General features: G+C 72.8%; 16 protein-coding genes. 7 read left to right on the forward strand and 9 right to left on the reverse strand.

Annotated elements, in window-relative coordinates:
- Window positions 1–40: 40 nt before the first annotated feature.
- Both M6G08_RS34670 and M6G08_RS34675 read right to left on the reverse strand, forming a co-directional pair.
- Window positions 41–874 carry a helix-turn-helix domain-containing protein gene (locus M6G08_RS34670; protein ID WP_272591082.1) on the reverse strand — a complete coding sequence of 278 codons (834 nt, stop codon included), beginning with the start codon at window positions 872–874 and terminating at the stop codon, window positions 41–43.
- 227 nt (window positions 875–1,101) lie between these two features.
- The gene (locus M6G08_RS34675; RefSeq protein WP_272591517.1) at window positions 1,102–1,533 is read right to left on the reverse strand and encodes an ATP-binding protein; all 432 of its coding nucleotides are present in this window, start codon (window positions 1,531–1,533) and stop codon (window positions 1,102–1,104) included.
- A 115-nt stretch (window positions 1,534–1,648) separates the two neighbouring features.
- Between M6G08_RS34675 and M6G08_RS34680 the strand changes: the two genes are divergently transcribed.
- Entirely contained in the window at window positions 1,649–2,461 is an 813-nt protein-coding gene (locus M6G08_RS34680; protein WP_272591083.1) for a helix-turn-helix domain-containing protein, read from the forward strand.
- The gene (locus M6G08_RS34685; RefSeq protein ID WP_272591084.1) at window positions 2,458–2,664 is read left to right on the forward strand and encodes a DUF397 domain-containing protein; all 207 of its coding nucleotides are present in this window, start codon (window positions 2,458–2,460) and stop codon (window positions 2,662–2,664) included. The genes M6G08_RS34680 and M6G08_RS34685 overlap by 4 nt, the downstream gene beginning before the upstream one ends.
- A 14-nt stretch (window positions 2,665–2,678) precedes the next feature.
- On the opposite strand, the gene M6G08_RS34690 is transcribed toward M6G08_RS34685, so the two are convergent.
- Window positions 2,679–3,329 carry a hypothetical protein gene (locus M6G08_RS34690; protein ID WP_272591085.1) on the reverse strand — a complete coding sequence of 217 codons (651 nt, stop codon included), beginning with the start codon at window positions 3,327–3,329 and terminating at the stop codon, window positions 2,679–2,681.
- 52 nt (window positions 3,330–3,381) lie between these two features.
- Here M6G08_RS34690 and M6G08_RS34695 point away from each other — a divergent pair, with 52 nt between their 5' ends.
- Window positions 3,382–3,888 carry a DUF2165 domain-containing protein gene (locus M6G08_RS34695; RefSeq protein ID WP_272591086.1) on the forward strand — a complete coding sequence of 169 codons (507 nt, stop codon included), beginning with the start codon at window positions 3,382–3,384 and terminating at the stop codon, window positions 3,886–3,888.
- On the opposite strand, the gene M6G08_RS34700 is transcribed toward M6G08_RS34695, so the two are convergent.
- A complete protein-coding gene (locus M6G08_RS34700) occupies window positions 3,872–4,435 on the reverse strand; it encodes a hypothetical protein (RefSeq protein ID WP_272591087.1) in 564 nt (187 codons plus the stop codon). The genes M6G08_RS34695 and M6G08_RS34700 overlap by 17 nt on opposite strands.
- A gap of 110 nt (window positions 4,436–4,545) precedes the next feature.
- Window positions 4,546–7,140 (reverse strand): bifunctional FO biosynthesis protein CofGH, encoded by a 2,595-nt coding sequence (locus M6G08_RS34705; RefSeq protein ID WP_272591088.1) that lies wholly within the window; start codon window positions 7,138–7,140, stop codon window positions 4,546–4,548.
- 196 nt (window positions 7,141–7,336) lie between these two features.
- Between M6G08_RS34705 and M6G08_RS34710 the strand changes: the two genes are divergently transcribed.
- Complete coding sequence (locus M6G08_RS34710; protein ID WP_272591089.1) at window positions 7,337–8,863, forward strand: CehA/McbA family metallohydrolase; 1,527 nt, start codon at window positions 7,337–7,339, stop codon at window positions 8,861–8,863.
- 231 nt (window positions 8,864–9,094) lie between these two features.
- On the opposite strand, the gene M6G08_RS34715 is transcribed toward M6G08_RS34710, so the two are convergent.
- The 3 genes from M6G08_RS34715 to M6G08_RS34725 all read right to left on the reverse strand — a co-directional run bounded on the left by M6G08_RS34715 (window position 9,095) and on the right by M6G08_RS34725 (window position 10,923).
- Window positions 9,095–9,370: a hypothetical protein gene (locus M6G08_RS34715; RefSeq protein ID WP_272591090.1), complete on the reverse strand. Its 276-nt coding sequence runs from the start codon at window positions 9,368–9,370 to the stop codon at window positions 9,095–9,097.
- 44 nt (window positions 9,371–9,414) lie between these two features.
- Window positions 9,415–9,843, reverse strand: a complete 429-nt coding sequence (locus M6G08_RS34720; protein WP_272591091.1) for a hypothetical protein — start codon at window positions 9,841–9,843, stop codon at window positions 9,415–9,417.
- Window positions 9,844–10,128: 285 nt separating this feature from the next.
- Window positions 10,129–10,923 (reverse strand): endonuclease/exonuclease/phosphatase family protein, encoded by a 795-nt coding sequence (locus M6G08_RS34725; protein ID WP_272591092.1) that lies wholly within the window; start codon window positions 10,921–10,923, stop codon window positions 10,129–10,131.
- Window positions 10,924–11,018: 95 nt separating this feature from the next.
- On the opposite strand from M6G08_RS34725, the gene M6G08_RS34730 reads away from it, so the two are divergent.
- The 3 genes from M6G08_RS34730 to afsS all read left to right on the forward strand — a co-directional run bounded on the left by M6G08_RS34730 (window position 11,019) and on the right by afsS (window position 14,900).
- Window positions 11,019–11,435, forward strand: coding sequence for a nitroreductase/quinone reductase family protein (locus M6G08_RS34730; RefSeq protein WP_272591093.1), 417 nt, complete (start codon window positions 11,019–11,021; stop codon window positions 11,433–11,435).
- A gap of 90 nt (window positions 11,436–11,525) precedes the next feature.
- On the forward strand, window positions 11,526–14,498 hold the full coding sequence (gene afsR / locus M6G08_RS34735; RefSeq protein WP_272591094.1) for an SARP-family global regulator AfsR: 2,973 nt from the start codon (window positions 11,526–11,528) through the stop codon (window positions 14,496–14,498).
- Window positions 14,499–14,711: 213 nt separating this feature from the next.
- Window positions 14,712–14,900, forward strand: a complete 189-nt coding sequence (gene afsS, locus M6G08_RS34740) for a co-regulatory small protein AfsS (protein ID WP_073729487.1) — start codon at window positions 14,712–14,714, stop codon at window positions 14,898–14,900.
- A gap of 99 nt (window positions 14,901–14,999) precedes the next feature.
- On the opposite strand, the gene afsK is transcribed toward afsS, so the two are convergent.
- On the reverse strand, window positions 15,000–17,420 hold the full coding sequence (afsK, locus tag M6G08_RS34745; RefSeq protein WP_272591095.1) for a protein serine/threonine kinase AfsK: 2,421 nt from the start codon (window positions 17,418–17,420) through the stop codon (window positions 15,000–15,002).
- Window positions 17,421–17,586: the final 166 nt, after the last annotated feature.

Genomic DNA, 17,586 nt, shown 5'->3' on the forward strand with positions numbered 1-17,586 from the left:
AGGGGGCGGAGGACAGTTTCCGGCCGGATGTTCGCGCTTTTCAGGCGGCAAGGTGTGCCGGAGCGGACTGCTCACGGCAGTCACGGCAGCGGCCCGGACCCGGCGCCCGGAAGGCACGTTCGCAGCCGTCGCAGGTCTGGAGGGGATCGGGGCGGCGCGGGGCGGAAACCGATGGGCGGGGAGCGGCGGGCAGGGCCGGGGGGAGGTCGGCGGTGAGCCGGCGTTCCAGGAAGGCGGCGGGGTGACGGATGGGTTCCTGGGGCAGTCCGGCCGTCAGAGTCCGCTCCACGGCCGTCGCGGGTACACCGCGCCCCAGCCACTCCGTGACCGCCGGGGCCAGGCGCCGGACGTCGCGTTCGGTCAGCAGCAGACGGGAGTCCAGCAGGCGGAGTCGGGCGAGCAGGACCGCCGCCGGGTCGGCCGGGTCCGTCGCCGGAACAGGGTCGACACGCCCGGCCGGGGCCGGGGAGGCCGGCCCGTCGGCGGCCGGGCGGGCGGCCTCCGCCACGGTCGCGAACGCCGCGCGCGGCTTGCTGCGGAAGACCGTCCGGGTCACGACTCGCCCCGATTGAAGACGCTCCTTGGTGCGTGCGAGGTAGCCGTGCTCCTCGAGTTCCCGCAGGGCGGCGGCGATCCGGATCTCGCCCTCGGGGAACTTGCCCGCCAGCGTCTTGATCCCGACCGGCGCCCCCGCGGGCAGCGACTGGATGTGCACGGCCAGACCGATCGCCGTCAGGGACAGCTCCGGGTGCTGGAGGAGGTGGTTGCCGACCACGGTGAAGTTGTCGTGGTGGGGGTGGTGCTCGTGCTCGACGCCGCCGGGGCGACGGCCGGACGCGGGGCGCGCGTGCGCGCTAGGGTTCTGCTCAGTCATCAGGAAGCCTCCTACTTCCTCGGTGATTAGGCCCTCGCGGTGGGATTGCGCTCCCGGCGGGGGCCGCATCATGTCTGGGGTTTGCTGCGGCCGACGCTGCACCATGAACGCCCTGCCACGCCAGCCGAGTTGGTGATATTCACTCCGGAGAGTGACCGACGGGGGCGGCGGGGGCGGGTCCGGTTCTTTCCCCGGTTCTTTGGTCTTTGGCGTCGCGTCCGACCGGGTCACGTCCGGCCACGATCCGGTGCCAGTTCGGCCCAGACGGTCTTGACGGGAGCGGGCCCCTCGTCGACGCCCCAACGGTCCGCGTACGCCGCCACGATGACCAGTCCGCGTCCGCCCTCCGCGCCTTCGGCGACCGGGGCGTGGGGGCGCGGGACCCGGTCACCCCGGGCGTCGGTGACCTCGACACGGAGTACACCGCCGGGCAGCAGTCGCAGGGCCAGCCGGAAGTCCCGCCCCGGCACCCGCCCGTGCAGCACCGCGTTCGCCGCCAGTTCGGCGACGACCTGAACCGCCGCTCCGGACGGCACACCCCAGTCGTCGAGTTGCCGCTCGGTGAGCAGCCGTGCGAGCCGGGCGCCCCTTCGCGTCGCGGACAACTGGACCGCGAAATGCGGTGCGTTCGGGGTGGTCGGTGGGTCCAATTTCTGCATCACGTCACCCAGAGTGGCCGTCCGTCCCTACCCTGAACAGCGACGAGCACGGTACCGAGGGTGACTGTCCGAGTCCCCACCGTGGTCGTACGGTTCGTACGCCGGGAGGGATGACGTGGAGGACGAGGAGGCCGCAGCCGTACTGAAGGCGGTCGGGCGGCAGATCAAGATGTGGCGCGAGGCGGCCGGGATGCGCCAGGCGGAATTGGGCGCCGCCATCGGGTACGGCGAGGACATGGTCTCGTCGGTCGAACGCGGACGGCGCGTACCCAAGCCGGACTTCCTGGACAAGGCCGACGAGGTACTGGGCGCGGGCGGCAAGCTCTCGACCATGAAGGAGGACGTGGAGAAGGCCCGCTACCCGAAGAAGGTCCGCGACCTGGCCAAGCTGGAGGAGGAGGCGGTCGAGCTGGGCGCCTACGCCGGCCACCATATCCACGGGCTGTTGCAGACCCCCGAGTACGCACGCGCCCTGTACGCGATGCGGCGCCCGGCGTTCACCGAGGAGGAAGTCGACCGCTACGTCTCGGCCCGCATGGCCCGGAAGGCCGTATTCGAGCGCGTCCCCCGGCCTCAGCTCACCTTCGTCCAGGAAGAGGTGACGCTACGACGCCCACTCGGCGGCAGAATGGTGCTACGCCAACAGCTCGAACATCTCCTGGAGGTCGGCAGGTTGCGGCACGTCGAGATCCAGGTCATGCCGACGGACCGCGAGGATCACGCGGGGATGGCCGGGTCGCTGCGACTGCTCAAACTCCTGGACGGCAAGACGCTCGGGCACCTGGAGGCCCAACTGCACAGTCGGCTCGTCAGTGATCCCCGGGACGTCCAGGTCCTCGAGATGCGCTATGGAATGATCCGGGCGCAGGCTCTCGCGCCCCGTGAGTCACTGGCCTTCATCGAGAAAGTCATGGGAGAAGAGACATGACCGCCGCCTTGCAGTGGTTCAAAAGCAGCTACAGCAGCAACGACGGCCCCGACTGCGTCGAGGTCGCCATAGCCCCCGCCACCCCCACCGTCCACGTCCGCGACTCCAAGACCCCCGACACCGCCCGCCTGGCCTTCGCCGACGCCGCCTGGACCGCGTTCGTGCACACCGTCGCGGCGGACGGCCGACGGGCAGCCGACTGACGGCGCCTGCGGCGTCACCGCCCGGCGCGGAGGGACCGCCGGTAGGCATCGGCCAGTGCGTCGAGGTCGCGCCGCCGCTCGTTCCGCAGGTCGCGGGCCTCCTCGGTCGCGGGGTCCATGAGGTGGCCGAGCGGGTTGGCGCGACGCCGGAAGCCGACGCTCTCCCACAGCGGGTCGGCGGCGAGGACGGCGCAGCAGCCGTCGGCCAGGGTCCAGACGGCCTCGGAGACGAGGACCGGCTCCAGTCCGAAGCCCCGCCACGCGTCGTCGAGGCGGACGTCGAAGAGGACCAGGAGGTCCCCGTCGGCGGACGTCATCGCGTCGCGGAACTCCTGGCGGTAGCCGCCCCTGCCGAGGTCGTAGACGCCCAGGGCCAGGTTGGACAGGTCCGTGTCATAGCTCTCGGCGTCGGCGAACGGGAAGGGACTGAACCTGTCGTCCATCCGCAGGCGGAACAACCGCATCGAACCGATGTCGTCCTGTGCGGTCTTCGCCGCGGACCACTTGGGCCGGTCCAGGAAACGGTTCGACCAGATCGACACGTGCCATTCGTCGAACCCGTTCTCGTCCCCCTCCGAGCCGACGAAGTGCCAGGTGCGGTACTCCAGGTTCAGGCGGCGCGGGTCGCCGGGCAGTTCGTCGGCGGAACGCTTCGAAGAGATCACGTTCTCGCACCCTACCCGCCCCGCCCGCACCGCACTTCGCCATAGTGCTCCCATGGCCAACACCCAACGCACCCTGCCCCTGGCAGCCACCGTCCTCACCGGCGTCCTCGCCCTCTACATCGCCCTCGTCGCCTTCGGGAACATCACCGACTTCGGCACCAACCAGCAGTTCGTGCGCCACGTCCTCGCGATGGACACGACGTTCAAGGACGACGACCTGATGTGGCGGGCGATCACGAACGAGGGCGTGCAGGACGCCGCGTACGTCGCGATCATCGTGTGGGAGACGGTGGCCGCGCTCGTCCTGGTCTACGCGACCTGGCTGTGGATACGCCGGGACCACGCGGCCGGGCGGCGCATGACCACGTACGGCACCCTCATGCTGATGCTGCTCTTCGGGGCCGGGTTCATCGGGATCGGCGGGGAGTGGTTCTCGATGTGGCAGTCGGAGGACTGGAACGGGCTGGACGCCGCCACCCGCATCTTCCTGATCAGCGGTGTCGTGCTGATCGTCGCCCAGCTCACGCCCGGTGACGCGGACGCTACCCGACGACCGTGACCTTCGTGCCGGACGTCGCGAAGGCCCAGACCGCCGCGCCGTCCTCCTTGGTCAGCCGTATGCCGCCCGTCTTCGCACCGGAGGCGGGCGGAGGGGGCGAGGAGCCGTCCACGGCGTTGGAGAAGGCGACCGAGACGCCGTCCTCCAGGGCGAAGTAGACGATCTGCTCGATCCGCACGCCGTCGGAGCCGGTCGTGGCGCCCTTGCTGCGGCTGCCGACCGTGTAGGTGCCCGGGTCGGGGTCGACCGTGCCCGGCCACACCTCGAACGTCCGCCGCGTGGCGTCGCTCGCGTCGACCAGCCAGACCCGCTTCCGGTCGAGGGAGTACACGATGCGGCGGCCGGTCCCGGAGCCGTCCGGCACCGGGGCCGGTGCGGTCTCCTTCGGCGTCGGCTTCGCGTCCGCCGAGGCCGACGGCCGGGGTTTCGTGGCCGCGGCGGTGGGGTGGGGGCCCTGGTCCGCCTGGACGGTCAGGACGCTCACCGCCGCGATCGCCCCCACGGTCAGACCGGAGACCCAGGCCCACGAGGGAAGTCGGGCTGGCACGGGCACGCATCTCCTCAGCTACGAGAACCCCGAACACACCGGGGGCCCGATCATCGTACTGCGCCCGTGCCCGACCCCCCGCTGCCGCTGCCGCCGCCGGTGGGGATTGGTCAGTCCAGTACCGGCAGCAGCTCGGGCAGGTGGCCGTCGGAGGCCATTGCCGCGCGCTGCCGTTCCTCCGGTACCGGGCCGTACAGCGTGGTGCGCGGCTTCGCGGGGCGGCCGGCCGCGTCGGCGACCGCGATCAGGTCCTTGACCGACTTGTACGAGCCGTACGACGAGCCCGCCATCCGCGAGATCGTCTCCTCCATCAGGGTCCCGCCGAGGTCGTTCGCACCGGAGCGGAGCATTTCCGCCGCACCCTCGGTGCCCAGTTTCACCCAGCTCGTCTGGATGTTGGGGATGTGGGGGTGGAGGAGGAGGCGGGCCATCGCCGTCACCGCGCGGTTGTCCCGGAGGGTGGGTCCCGGCCGGGCGATGCCCGCCAGGTACACCGGCGCGTTGGTGTGGATGAAGGGGAGCGTCACGAACTCGGTGAAGCCGCCGGTGCGCTGCTGGATGCCGGCCAGGGTGCGCAGATGGCCCAGCCAGTGGCGGGGCTGGTCGACGTGGCCGTACATCATCGTGGACGAGGAGCGGATGCCCAGCTCGTGGGCGGTCTCGATGACCTCGATCCAGGTCGCCGCGGGCAGCTTGCCCTTGGTGAGGATCCAGCGGACCTCGTCGTCGAGGATCTCCGCCGCGGTGCCGGGGATCGAGTCGAGGCCCGCCTCCTTCGCGGCGGTCAGCCACTCGCGGATCGACATGCCGGTGCGGGTCGCGCCGTTGACGACCTCCATCGGCGAGAAGGCGTGCACGTGCATGCCGGGGACCCGGGCCCTGACCGCCTTCGCGATGTCGAAGTAGGCCGTGCCGGGCAGGTCGGGGTGGATGCCGCCCTGCATGCAGACCTCGACGGCGCCCACGTCCCACGCCTGCTGGGCGCGGTCGGCGACCTGGTCGAGGGAGAGGGTGTAGGCGTCGGCGTCGGTGCGGCGCTGCGCGAAGGCACAGAAGCGGCAGCCGGTGTAGCAGACGTTGGTGAAGTTGATGTTGCGGGTGACGATGTAGGTGACGTCGTCACCGACGGCCGACCTGCGCACGTCGTCGGCGACCTCGCACAGGGCGTCCAGGGCCGGGCCGTCGGCGTGCAGCAGGGCCAGGGCCTCGTCGTCGGTGAGCCTCGTCGGGTCGTCGGCGGCCGTCGTCAGCGCGGCGCGTACGTCGGTGTCGATGCGCTCGGGGACCATGCCGGGGGCGGCGGCCTCGCGCAGGGCGCTCCAGTCGCCGTACACCTCGTCGAAGTCGTCGCGGCGGTCCGAGGTGCGACCCTCGGTGTCGATGGCGGTGTGGAGGTCGGTGCGGCCGGTGGCGGTGAAGACCTCGTCCGGTTCCTGCCAGGGGTGGCCCTCGACCACGGCGTCCTCGCGGGCGAGGCCGGTGGCCGGGTCGGCCAGGGCCGTCACGTGCGGTCGCAGGCGCGGGTCCAGCCAGGGTTCGCCGCGGCGGACGAACTCCGGGTAGACGCAGAGCCGTTCGCGCAGTTCGAAGCCGACGGCGCGGGACTTGGCGGCGAGTTCGTCGATCTGCGGCCAGGGACGCTCGGGGTTGACATGGTCGATGGTGAGCGGGGAGACGCCGCCCCAGTCGTCGATGCCGGCGCCGATCAGCCGCTCGTACTCGGCGTCCACCAGGTTGGGCGGGGCCTGGAGGCAGGCGGCGGGGCCCATGATGTGCCGGGCGACGGCGACCGTGGCGACCAGCTCGTCCAGTTCCGCGTCCGGCATGCCGCGCATCGCGGTGTCGGGCTTGGCGCGGAAGTTCTGGATGATCAGTTCCTGGATGCCGTGGTAGGCGCGGGAGACCTTGCGGAGGGCGAACAGGGACTCCGCGCGCTCCTCGTAGGTCTCGCCGATGCCGATCAGCAGGCCCGAGGTGAAGGGGACGGAGGAGCGGCCTGCGTCCTCCAGGACGCGCAGGCGGACGGCGGGTTCCTTGTCCGGGGAGCCGTGGTGGGGGCCGCCGGGCTCGGACCACAGGCGGGTGGCGGTGGTCTCCAGCATCATGCCCATGGAGGGCGCGACGGGCTTGAGCCGCTGGAAGTCCGTCCAGCTCATCACGCCCGGATTGAGGTGGGGCAGCAGGCCCGTCTCCTCCAGGATGCGGATGGAGATCGCGCGGACGTAGGCGATCGTGTCGTCGTAGCCGTGCGCGTCGAGCCATTCGCGCGCCTCGGGCCAGCGGTCCTCGGGCTTGTCGCCGAGGGTGATGAGGGCTTCCTTGCAGCCGAGGGCGGCGCCCTTGCGGGCGATGTCGAGGACCTCGTCCGGCGACATGAACATCCCGTGGCCGGTGCGGCGCAGCTTGCCGGGGACGGTGACGAAGGTGCAGTAGTGGCACTTGTCCCGGCACAGGCGGGTCAGCGGGACGAAGACGCTCTTCGAGTACGTGATGACGCCGGGGCGTCCGGCGGCCTCAAGGCCCGCGTCCCGGACCCGGGCCGCGGACGCGGTGAGGTCGGTCAGGTGCTCGCCGCGCGCCTGGAGCAGCACGGCGGCCTCGGAGACGTCGAGGGCGACGCCGTCCCGGGCGCGTTTGAGGGCGCGACGCAGGGCGTTCTCGGTGGGGCCCGTCGAGCCGGTTCCGGGGGTCGCGGAAGTCGTCATCCTTCGAGCATACGAGCGGCATGATCGAAGCGCCGGGCCGTCCCGCTCGCCCACCCTCCGGTTTCCGGCCCGCTATGCGCGTACCCCCTTCTCTTGTACGGGAGTTCACGGCTCAATACGAGGGTTGCACGCGCCACCCACGCACCACCCCCGCACCGCCCGTGCCAGTCACCGACGACACCTTGGGAGCAGCAGCATGTGCGAGGACGACCACGCAGGAATCGGCAGACGCGCGGTGTTCGTGACGGGAGCCGCCGCCGCGCTTACGTTGGGAACCGTGAGCTTCGCATCGGCGGCACCCCGTGAGCGGCGGACGAGAACGGTGCGGGGCACACTGCCCACCGGCTCGCCCGACTTCGTGTACGTCCCCGTCGAGATCCCCTCCGGGGTCCGTGAACTCCACGTCGCCTACACCTACGACCGGCCCGCCGTCCCGGCCGGCACCGCGGGCAACGCCCTCGACATCGGCCTCTTCGACGAGCGCGGCACCGCACTGGGCGGCCGGGGCTTCAGGGGCTGGTCGGGCGGGGCGCGCACCGAGTTCTTCGTGCGGGCGGACGACGCGACGCCCGGGTACCTGCCGGGTCCGGTGCGGCCGGGCACGTGGAACATCGCGCTCGGCCCGTACACGGTGGCGCCGCAGGGCCTGTCGTACGAGATCACGATCACGCTGACGTACGGGGAGCAGGGCGAGACCCCGCGGCCGGTGTACCCGCCGGAGCGCGCGAAGGGGCGGGGCCGCGCCTGGTACCGGGGCGACTGCCACCTGCACTCGGTGTACTCCGACGGCCGCTACACCCTCGCCGAGATCGCGGAGCTGGCGCGGGCGGCCGGGCTGGACTTCATCAACTCCTCGGAGCACAACACGCACTCGGCGCACGCGCACTGGGGACCGGAGGCCGGGGACGACCTGCTGATCATGCTGGGCGAGGAGGTGACGACCCGCAACGGGCACGTCGTCGCCCTCGGCACCGACCCCGGCACCTTCGTCGACTGGCGCTACCGGGCCCGGGACAACCGTTTCGGGCGGTTCGCGCGCCAGATCCGCCGCGCCGGGGGCCTGGTCGTCCCGGCCCACCCGCACGCCACCTGCATCGGCTGCAACTGGAAGTTCGGGTTCGGGGAGGCGGACGCGGTCGAGGTGTGGAACGGGGCCTACACGCCGGACGACGAGGTGGCGCTCGCCGACTGGGACGGCATGCTGGTCGCCGCCGTACGGGAGGGGCGCGGCGGGCGGCACCGGGGGGACTGGATCCCGGCGATGGGCAGCAGCGACTCCCACCGCTCCCCCGACGTCATCGGGCGCCCGCAGACCGTCGTCCTCGCCGACGACCTGACCCGGGAGGCGATCCAGGAGGGCATCCGGGCCGGGCGGTCGTACGTCGCCGAGTCGGCGAAGCTGTCGCTGGCCTTCACCGCCTCCGGCGGGCGGGGCGAGCACGCCGGCATCGGTGAGCGGCTGCGCGTGGACGACGACACCCCGGTCACCGTCCGCCTGGAGGTGACGGGCGCCCCGCGCTGCACGGTGCGGTTCGTGACGGACCAGGGCGTGCTGTTCACCGGCGGTCCGCTGCCGGTGTCCGGCGCGGACGTCGTGGAATGGCGCACGACGGCGTCCTACGCGGCGTACGTGCGGGCGGAGCTGCGGCACGAGGCGGCGGCGGGGCCGTTGCCGGGGGCGCTGGCCGCGTTCACGAATCCGATTTTCCTGGGGCGGGGCTAGCACGAAGGCCGGCCGGCGGCAGGCGTATTCACGTAATCGGGAAACGGGCCGAAATACCCTTCGCCGCCTCGGTCCGTGCAGTGCTCATGTAGACTTGTCGTGCGTTATCGCAAGGGGAAGGAAGCCTCAAGGCGATCTGACAGGCGTGGAAACCGAAGGTCCCTCGGACTTCCTTCCCCGATTACCGCTCTTGTCCCTCGACGGAGAATGCACAGCCGTGCAATTCCCGCGCTACTGGCGGACGAGGGCGATCACATTCCAGACGAACGCCCCGTGGGCGAGAAGACACGTGGCCCATGCCCCGCCCGTGCGGGTTCCGTGGCGCAGCACCGTGCTCCACCCGGCCGCCACCAGGGCGGCGGACAGGGCCACAAGCACCCAGGAAGCGGCGAGCCACGGCGTGGAGGGCTCCGTGAAGAGCCTTACCAGCGCCGCGGGGGCGAGCGCGAGCAGAGGCAGGGCCCACGTGCCTTCCGTGGCGGCGCGGGGGGACATGGTGTCGGTCATACCGAGTACTCCGTGTCTTCGTGTTCGGCCGAGCGGGGCCCGCGTCAGCGGAGGGCGTTGTAGATCTCAAGGAGCGTCAGGCCCGGGGTGATGGCCTTGAGCGGGGCCTTCACCCACCAGGACAGCCCGTCGTACCACTTCTTGAAGTCGCTGTACTTGCCCTTGATGGCCTTCGCGAAGCCGCCGATCTTGCTGAACGCGGCCTTGATGGCACCCCACTTGCCGGCCGCCGCGTACTGACCGCCGGCGACGGCACGCATCTCCGAGCGCTCGGCCGCGGAGAGTTCGGCTGCCAGCGGGCTCGCCAGCAGGGTGCGCGCCGCCTGCTGGGCCTCGGCCTGCTGCGTGGCGGAGACGGTGACCCGTGCCGGGCCCGGTGCGGGCTGGGCCGCCTGGGCCAGCCCGGCGGTCCCGCCGAGGACGACGGCCGTGACGGCCGAAACGGCGGCCATACGCAGTGCATTGCTGTTCATTCGTGTCTCCTTGCGTCGTCGCAAGGGGAAAGAAGCCCGTACATGGGCGATCTGAACAGGCGTGGAAACCGACGGTCCCCCCGGTACTTCTTCCCCCGATTCGGTCTGCCGTCATCCCTCTGGTCAGGAGGGAAAACGACATGTACCGGAACTCCATTGGTCGGTGGAGCGCCAGGCACACCAGCATGCTACCCACGATTCGATCACTTGACCACCGGCACATACACGCACGGTAATTGAGCATTCATCGAATTCACGCCGGGCGGCCGTTCCCGCTCTCCCGCGTCAATTCCCGGCCAGGTCCACGACGACCGCCGCGTGGTCGGAGGGCCACACCCCGCCCACGGGTCCGTCGCCCGCCCGTCGCGCGGCGCGGACCCGGCCGAGTCCGTCCGGTCCGGGCGGTCCCACGTGGACGTAGTCGATCCGGGCGCCCGGCACCGGCGGGTCCGGGATGTACGGGTTGGCCGGGTCCCAGGTGGCGCCCGGGGCAGCCGGGTCGGCGTGCTCCCAGGCGTCGTGCAGTCGCCCCGCGCGCAGGAGGCGGACCTCCGGCGACTCGGGGCGGGCGTTGAGGTCGCCGGTGACGACGGGCGGGAATGCGGTGCCGTGGCGGTGCGCGGCGACGAAGGCCGCGAGGGCGGCGGCCTGGTCCCGGCGTACGGCGGCGGCGTGGTCTTTGGAGTTGAGGTGAGCGGTGAAGAACGGGACCGGGTGGCCCGGCGCGTCCAGGCGGGCGTAGAGCGCGAGGCGTCCGTCGTCGAGCTCCTCGGGGGCGGGCAGCCGCAGCGCGGCCCGCTCCGTCACGGGCCAGCGGCTCAGCACCGCGGTGCCGATGGCCACCGTGTCGTCCCCGATCCGCCGCTGCCACCGCTCGGGGGCCTCGGAGGCGGCCCAGGCGCAGTGCAGGCCGAGTTCACCGGCCAGCCACTCGGCGAGGTTCGCGCCGTCGTCGGCGGCCCACACCTCCTGGAGCCCGACGACATCGGGACGCAACTCCGCCAGCACGGCGAGGATCGCCTTCTGCCGTTCGGCCCACGGCCCGAACCGCCACCACAGATTCCAGGTCACGACCCGCACGACCGCACCACCCGTCTCTCGGCCCCGCCCACACCTTCCCCCCTGAGGTTTTCCGGGGAACATGGAGGCACACGAGACGGGAGCGTGAACGAACGATGTCGAAGCCGCCCTACGCCGAGAAGAAGTACCGGGCCGTCACGGCCGTCCAGCGCCGGCTGAACGCCGTGACGCGCCGCCTGCCCGCCCAGACCCTGCTGGAGACCACCGGCCGCGTCTCCGGCCTGCCCCGCCGCACGCCGGTGGGCGGGCGCCGGGTCGGGGACTCCTTCTGGCTGGTGTCGGAGTTCGGTGAGCGCTCCCAGTACGTCCGCAACATCCGCGCCGACCCGCGGGTACGGGTACGCCTCCGCGGCCGCTGGTACCCGGGCACGGCCCGCCTCCTGCCCGACGACGACCCGGTCGCCCGCCTCCGTCTCCTCCCCCGACTCAACAGCCTGGCGGTGCGGGCCATGGGCGTCGGGACGGGGCACCTGACGGTGCGAGTGGACCTGGACGAGGGTGAAAGCAGGTGAGGGACCTGTGATCGGCGTCTCCCGCGGCTGACGCGGTCGGCATGAACAAGGCAAACTGGCCTGGTTGCTCAGGATGTCTAGGGGGACGGCATGGACGGTGTACCGCGGGTTCCGGAGCAGCGGCATCCGGGAAGCCCGGCGGAACCCGAACCGCCGGCCGCGCTGCGCTTCGGCGTGCTCGGACCGGTACGGGCCTGGCGCGGCGATGAACCGCTGGCCACCGGCTCCCCCCAGCAACGAGCCCTGCTGGCGGCCCTGCTGCTCCGCGAGGGCCGGACGGTCACCGCGCCCGAGCTGATCGACGCCCTGTGGGGCGAGGAACCGCCGTCGCAGGCACTGGCGGCGGTACGGACGTACGCGTCGCGGCTGCGGAAGATCCTGGACCCCGGCGTGCTGGTGAGCGAGTCGGGCGGGTACGCGGTGCGGCTGCCGGGCGAGGGCGCCCTGGACCTGATCGCGGCCCAGGACCTGGCCGCCGAGGCGGAGAAGGCCCGGGGCGCCGGAGACCTGTGCCGCGCCCGTGACGTACTGCGCCGCGCGCTGGCGCTGTGGGACGGCGAGGTACTGGCGGGCGTACCGGGCCCGTACGCGGAGGGGCAGCGCGTACGCCTGGAGGAGTGGCGGCTCCAACTCCTCGAGACCTGCCTCGACATGGATCTGGAACAGGGCTGCCACGCCGAGGCCGTCTCGGAGCTGACGGCGCTCACCGCGGCCCACCCCCTGCGCGAACGCCTGCGCGAGCTCCTGATGCTGGCCCTCTACCGCAGCGGACGCCAGGCGGAGGCCCTCGCGGTCTACGCGGACACGCGCCGCCTGCTGGCCGACGAACTCGGCGTCGACCCGCGCCCCGGCCTCCAGGAACTCCAGCAGCGCATCCTCCGGGCGGACCCGGCCCTGGCCGAACCGTCGGCACCGGCCGAGGAGACGGCGACGGCCCCGGCCCGCCCGGCCCAGCTCCCCGCCACGGTGCCCGACTTCACCGGCCGTACGGCCTTCGTCCGCGAGCTGAGCGACGTACTGGCCTCGGCGTCCGGGGACGGGCCGTCGGGCCGCGTCATGGCGGTCTCCGCGCTGGCCGGCATCGGCGGCGTCGGCAAGACGACCCTCGCGGTGCACGTCGCCCACCGGGCGCGGGCGGCCTTCCCCGACGGGCAGCTCTACGTCGACCTCCAGGGCGCCGGCGCGCGGGCGGCGGAACCGGAGACGGTGCTGGGCTCCTTCCTGCGCGCCCTCGGCACGCCCGACTCGGCCGTCCCCGACTCCCTGGAGGAACGCGCCGCCCTCTACCGGTCCGTCCTGGACGGCCGCCGCGTCCTCGTCCTCCTCGACAACGCCCGCGACGCCGCGCAGGTGCGGCCCCTGCTGCCCGGCACGGACGGGTGCGCGGCGCTCGTCACGTCCCGGGTGCGGATGGTGGACCTCGCCGGGGCGCACCTGGTCGACCTGGACGTGATGTCCCCGGACGAGGCGCTGACTCTCTTCACCAGGATCGTGGGCGAGGAGCGGGTGGCCTCGGAGCGGGAGGCGGCGCTGGACGTGGTCGGGGCGTGCGGTTTCCTGCCCCTCGCCATCCGCATCGCCGCTTCCCGGCTGGCGGCCCGCCGCACCTGGACCGTCTCGGTCCTCGCCGCGAAACTGGCGGACGAGCGGCGCCGGCTGGACGAACTGCGGGCCGGCGACCTGGCGGTCAAGGCCACCTTCGAACTGGGCTACGGCCAGCTGGAACCGGCCCAGGCCCGTGCCTTCCGGCTGCTGGGGCTGGCGGACGGCCCGGACATCTCCCTGGCGGCCGCGGCGGCGGTACTGGACCTCCCGGTCGAGGACACGGAGGATCTGCTGGAGTCCCTGGTCGACACGTCCCTGCTGGAGTCGGCGGCCCCCGGCCGCTACCGCCTGCACGACCTCGTCCGCCTCTACGCGCGTGCGTGCGCGGAACGGGACGAGCATCCGCCGAGCGAGCGGGGGGCGGCGCTGTCGCGGTTGCTGGACTTCTACCTGGCGACGGCGGCGGGGGTGTACGCGATCGAGCGGCCCGGGGACCGGCTGGTGGACGGCCTGGAGCCGACGGAGTACCCGGGACTGTCGTTCACCGAGGGATCGGCCGCGCTGGACTGGCTGTACTCCGAGGCGGCACCGTTGCTGGCGGGTGTGCGGCAGGCCGCGGGAACCGACAGGTTGCGCCGCGCGGTGGACCTGCTGTGGGCGGCGAAGGACCTGGCGGAGTCCGGGGCGAACTCCCACCAGTACGAGACGACGGCGAGTGCGATGTGCGAGGCCACCGCGGCCGCCGGGGACACTCGCGCTCAGGGCAGGGCACTGACCACCCTCACCAACGTCCTGCTGGTGTCCGGCCGCATCCAGCAGGCCGCCGAGCAGGCGGCACTGGCCATGAAACTGGCGGAGTCGGCGCTGGACACGACGGCTGTCAGCTGGGTCGCCAACGACCGCGGGCTCATCTCACTGCACCAGGGGCGGTATGCGGACGGCCGGGCCTTCCTGGAGCAGGCCATCGACGGGTACCGCGCCGCCGGGAACCGGGCCGGTGAGGCGCTGAGTCTTTGCAATCTCTCCCGGGCCCACCTGGGCATGGGAAACACCGCCAAGGCCGTGGCCATCGCACACCGCGGGCTGACCGCGCAGCTCGACATCGGCCGGACCATGCGGCTCGCCAACGGGCACTTCACCCTGGGCATCGCGCTGACCCAGGCCGACCGCCACGGCGAAGCCCTCCAGCAGTTCTCCGACGCCCTGCTCATCTTCGAAGCCCACCGGCAGCGGCTCTGGCAGGGGACGACCAACTTCCGCATCGCCGAGGTCCACCTGGCCGCCCGCCGCCCCGCGCAGGCGGCCCAGCACGCCGAACAGGCTCTGGCCCTGGGGTGCATCGGGGGTGACCGCATGCGCGGGAACGTGCTGACCCTGTTGGGCCGCGCCCTCTCCGCGCTCGGTCAGGCGGATCGGGCCAAGGCGTGCTGGCAGGAGGCCCTCAACATCTTCCAGCAGATCGGCGCTCCGCAGGCGGACGACGTGAGGGCACTCCTCTCCCCTCTGTCAGCGGCCTGAACGGCGCCGTAGCCGGGGCCGGGTGGGCGTTCAGCGTTTGTTTATGCCCCTCGGGCACTGTCGTTGCTGTCACACCGTCGCGTCGGGGGGCAGACGGGGTGGCCGGGAGCCCGAGAAGTATCGTGCGGCTCCGAACGCCCGTCCGGCGGCCCACGGGGGAGCTACCGGACGGGCGTCGCCAACTCGCTGACACAGCAGCAAAGGACCGAAGACATGAGCGACAAGCAGAAGGAAGCGGCGGCCACCCCGCAGGACAACGCCATGCCCACGCCGCCGGCGAACGACGAGACCGTCACCACGCTCGACAACGCCATGCCCAGCGGCCCCGCCGACACCATCACCACGATGGACAACGCCATGCCGGCCCCGCCCGCCCTGGACCTGGACGGCGACGGCAAGTAGACCTTCCTCCACACGGGGATCGGCCGCGGCGGCGCGGAGGGGAGCCGCCGCGGCCGACGTGTGTCCGGGCGCCGGCGACGATGCCGCCGGCGCCCGGACTCACGTCGTACGGGCCGTCCCCGTGCCCTTCTCCGCGTCCAGCGCGTACACGCAGCGATCCTTGCTGCACGCGTACACGATGCCGTCCCGCACCACCGGTGAGCCGGTGATCTCGCCGCCCGTGGCGAGCTTCCAGCGCAGGCGGCCGTCGTCGGACTTCAGGGTGTAGAGGAGGTGGTCCGTGGAGCCGAAGTGGATGCGGCCCTCGGCGACCGCGGGGGCGCCCACGATGTCGCCGCCCGCCTGGAAGCGCCACTTGGGCGTGCCGGTGACCGCGTCCAGGGTGTAGAGGCCCTTGCCGCTGCCGACGTGGACGTGCCCGGCGGCGACCAGGACGGGGTCGGTGGAGGAGCGGGCCTCGGTGGCGATGCGCCAGCGGTCGCGGCCGTCGGTGGCGTCGAGGGCGTAGACGGTGCCGAGGTAGTCGGCGAGGTAGACGCCGCCGCCGGTCACCGCGGGGCCCGGCACGAAGGCGGGCGGGGCGAGGAAGACCGCCGGGGCCTCGAAGTGCCAGCGGACGTGCCCGGAGGCGACCTCCAGGGCGAGGACCCGGGTGCCGGCCGAGACGTAGACGTAGCCGTCGGGGGCGGGGGCGACCCGGACCGGGACCCCGCCGCAGGAGGCGGCGTCGCCGATCGGGTACGACCAGCGCTCGTCGCCGGTACGGGCGTCCATGGCCCGCAGCCGCGCGTCCTGCCAGACGTACACCGTCCCCTCGTGGAGCGCGGCGCCCGCCTGAGGGGACTCGAAGTCGGTCTGGCAGCCGGTGATCTCCCACAGCTTCTGGCCGCCCGAGGCCTCCCAGCCCTGCACGCCGCCGCCCCGGGTGGCGGTGACGACGGTGCCCCGCTCGGCCTGGAGCGAGTACACCCACGCGTCGGTCTGCACGCGCCACAGGTCGGCGCCCTCGCGGGCGTCGAGGGCGAAGAGGGTCGGGCCGTCGGAGGCGTGGATACGGCCGTCGGCGACCGACATCGACCAGGCGACGTCCCGGGTCTTGAAGCGGCGCCGGCCGGTGGCGACGTCCAGGGCGTGCACCTCGAAGGAGGTGACGTAGACCAGGTCCTCGGCGACGGCGGGGGTGCCCCACACGTCGTTGGACATGCGGAAGCGCCAGGGCCGCCAGCCCGCCGGCGACGCCTCCGGGGGCGTGGCGGGGGCGGGCGGCGCGGCCGGTACGGCGGGTTCGGCGCCGTTGACGCCGGGGCGCGGGCGGGACCAGGACGCGGCGAGGGCGGACTCCGGCGGGGGCGCGGCGACGGCGGCGGCGCGCATGTCGGCGACGCGCGGCCCGGGGCCGATGGGCACGGATACCCCGGCCAGCCGGACCGGGGAGTCGGGCGAGCCGACGGGCGCGGGCACCGGCGGCGCGTGTCCGGGCGGTGCCGGTACGACGGGGTCGTGGGAGGGCGGGGGCGGGAGCGGGGGCGCCGGTACGGCGGAGGCGGGGCCCGCGGGGCCGCCGTGCGCTCCTCCTCCGGCACCGCCCCGGCCGCCGGCGGTCGTGGCGAGCTTGGGCGCGGGGCGGCCGCCCCGGCGGCTCTCGATCAGGCCCACCGCCCGCTCCGGCAGCCACGCCGACGCCGTACCGCTGTCGTCCGAGCCGGAGCCGAACAGGTGCGGGGCGAGCTGGGCCTGGAGGTCGGCCGGGTTGGGGCGGGCCGTGGCCTCCATCTGCATGCAGGCCTCGATGAGCGGGCGCAGCTCGTCGGGGAGGCCTTCGAGGTCGGGGCCCTCGCGCAGCAGCATGAAGACCGTCTCGACCGGGTTGGCGCCGTGGAAGGGCGGGTGCCCGGTCGCGGCGAAGACCAGCATCGAGCCGAGCGAGAAGACGTCGCTGGCGCCGGTGACGCTGCGGGAGTCCTTGGCCTGCTCCGGCGACATGTAGGCGGGCGTGCCGACGGCGACGTTGGTCATCGTCAGCCGGGTGTTCGAGACGCCGGACGCGATGCCGAAGTCGATCACCCGGGGGCCGTCCTCGACGACGAGGACGTTGGACGGCTTCAGGTCGCGGTGGACCAGGCCCGCGCCGTGGATCGAATGGAGCGCCTCCGCGACGCCCGCCGCCAGCCAGCGCACCGCCTGCGCCGGGAGCGGCCCGCACTCGTTCACTATCTCCTCGAGGGAGGGAGCGGGCACGTAGGCCGTGGCCAGCCACGGCACCGCGGCGCGCGGGTCGGCGTCGACCACGGCGGCGGTGTAGAAGCCGGAGACCGCGCGGGCCGCCTCCACCTCCCGCGTGAAGCGGACGCGGAACAGCTGGTCCTCCGCCAGCTCCGTGCGGACCGTCTTGATCGCCACGCGCCGCCCGGACGCCGAGCGCGCGAGATAGACCAGCCCCATGCCGCCGGCGCCGAGCCGCCCCAGCACCTCGAACGGCCCGATCCGCCGCGGATCGTGCTGCGTCAGCTGATCCACCACTTGCCTGCCACCTCCCCGTACGAGCCGCGCCACCCACATATGTACGCGACCGAAGTGCAGCGTCTCACCACCGCACCCCAGTGGCGGCACGCACCCCGATTCTTCCTGTCCGGAGCGCTGGTGGCGAACCTGGGGACAATCGGGGTGTGTCTCCCGATCTCGGACA

The organism is Streptomyces sp. M92 (assembly GCF_028473745.1).
In the GTDB taxonomy this organism is placed as follows: domain Bacteria; phylum Actinomycetota; class Actinomycetes; order Streptomycetales; family Streptomycetaceae; genus Streptomyces.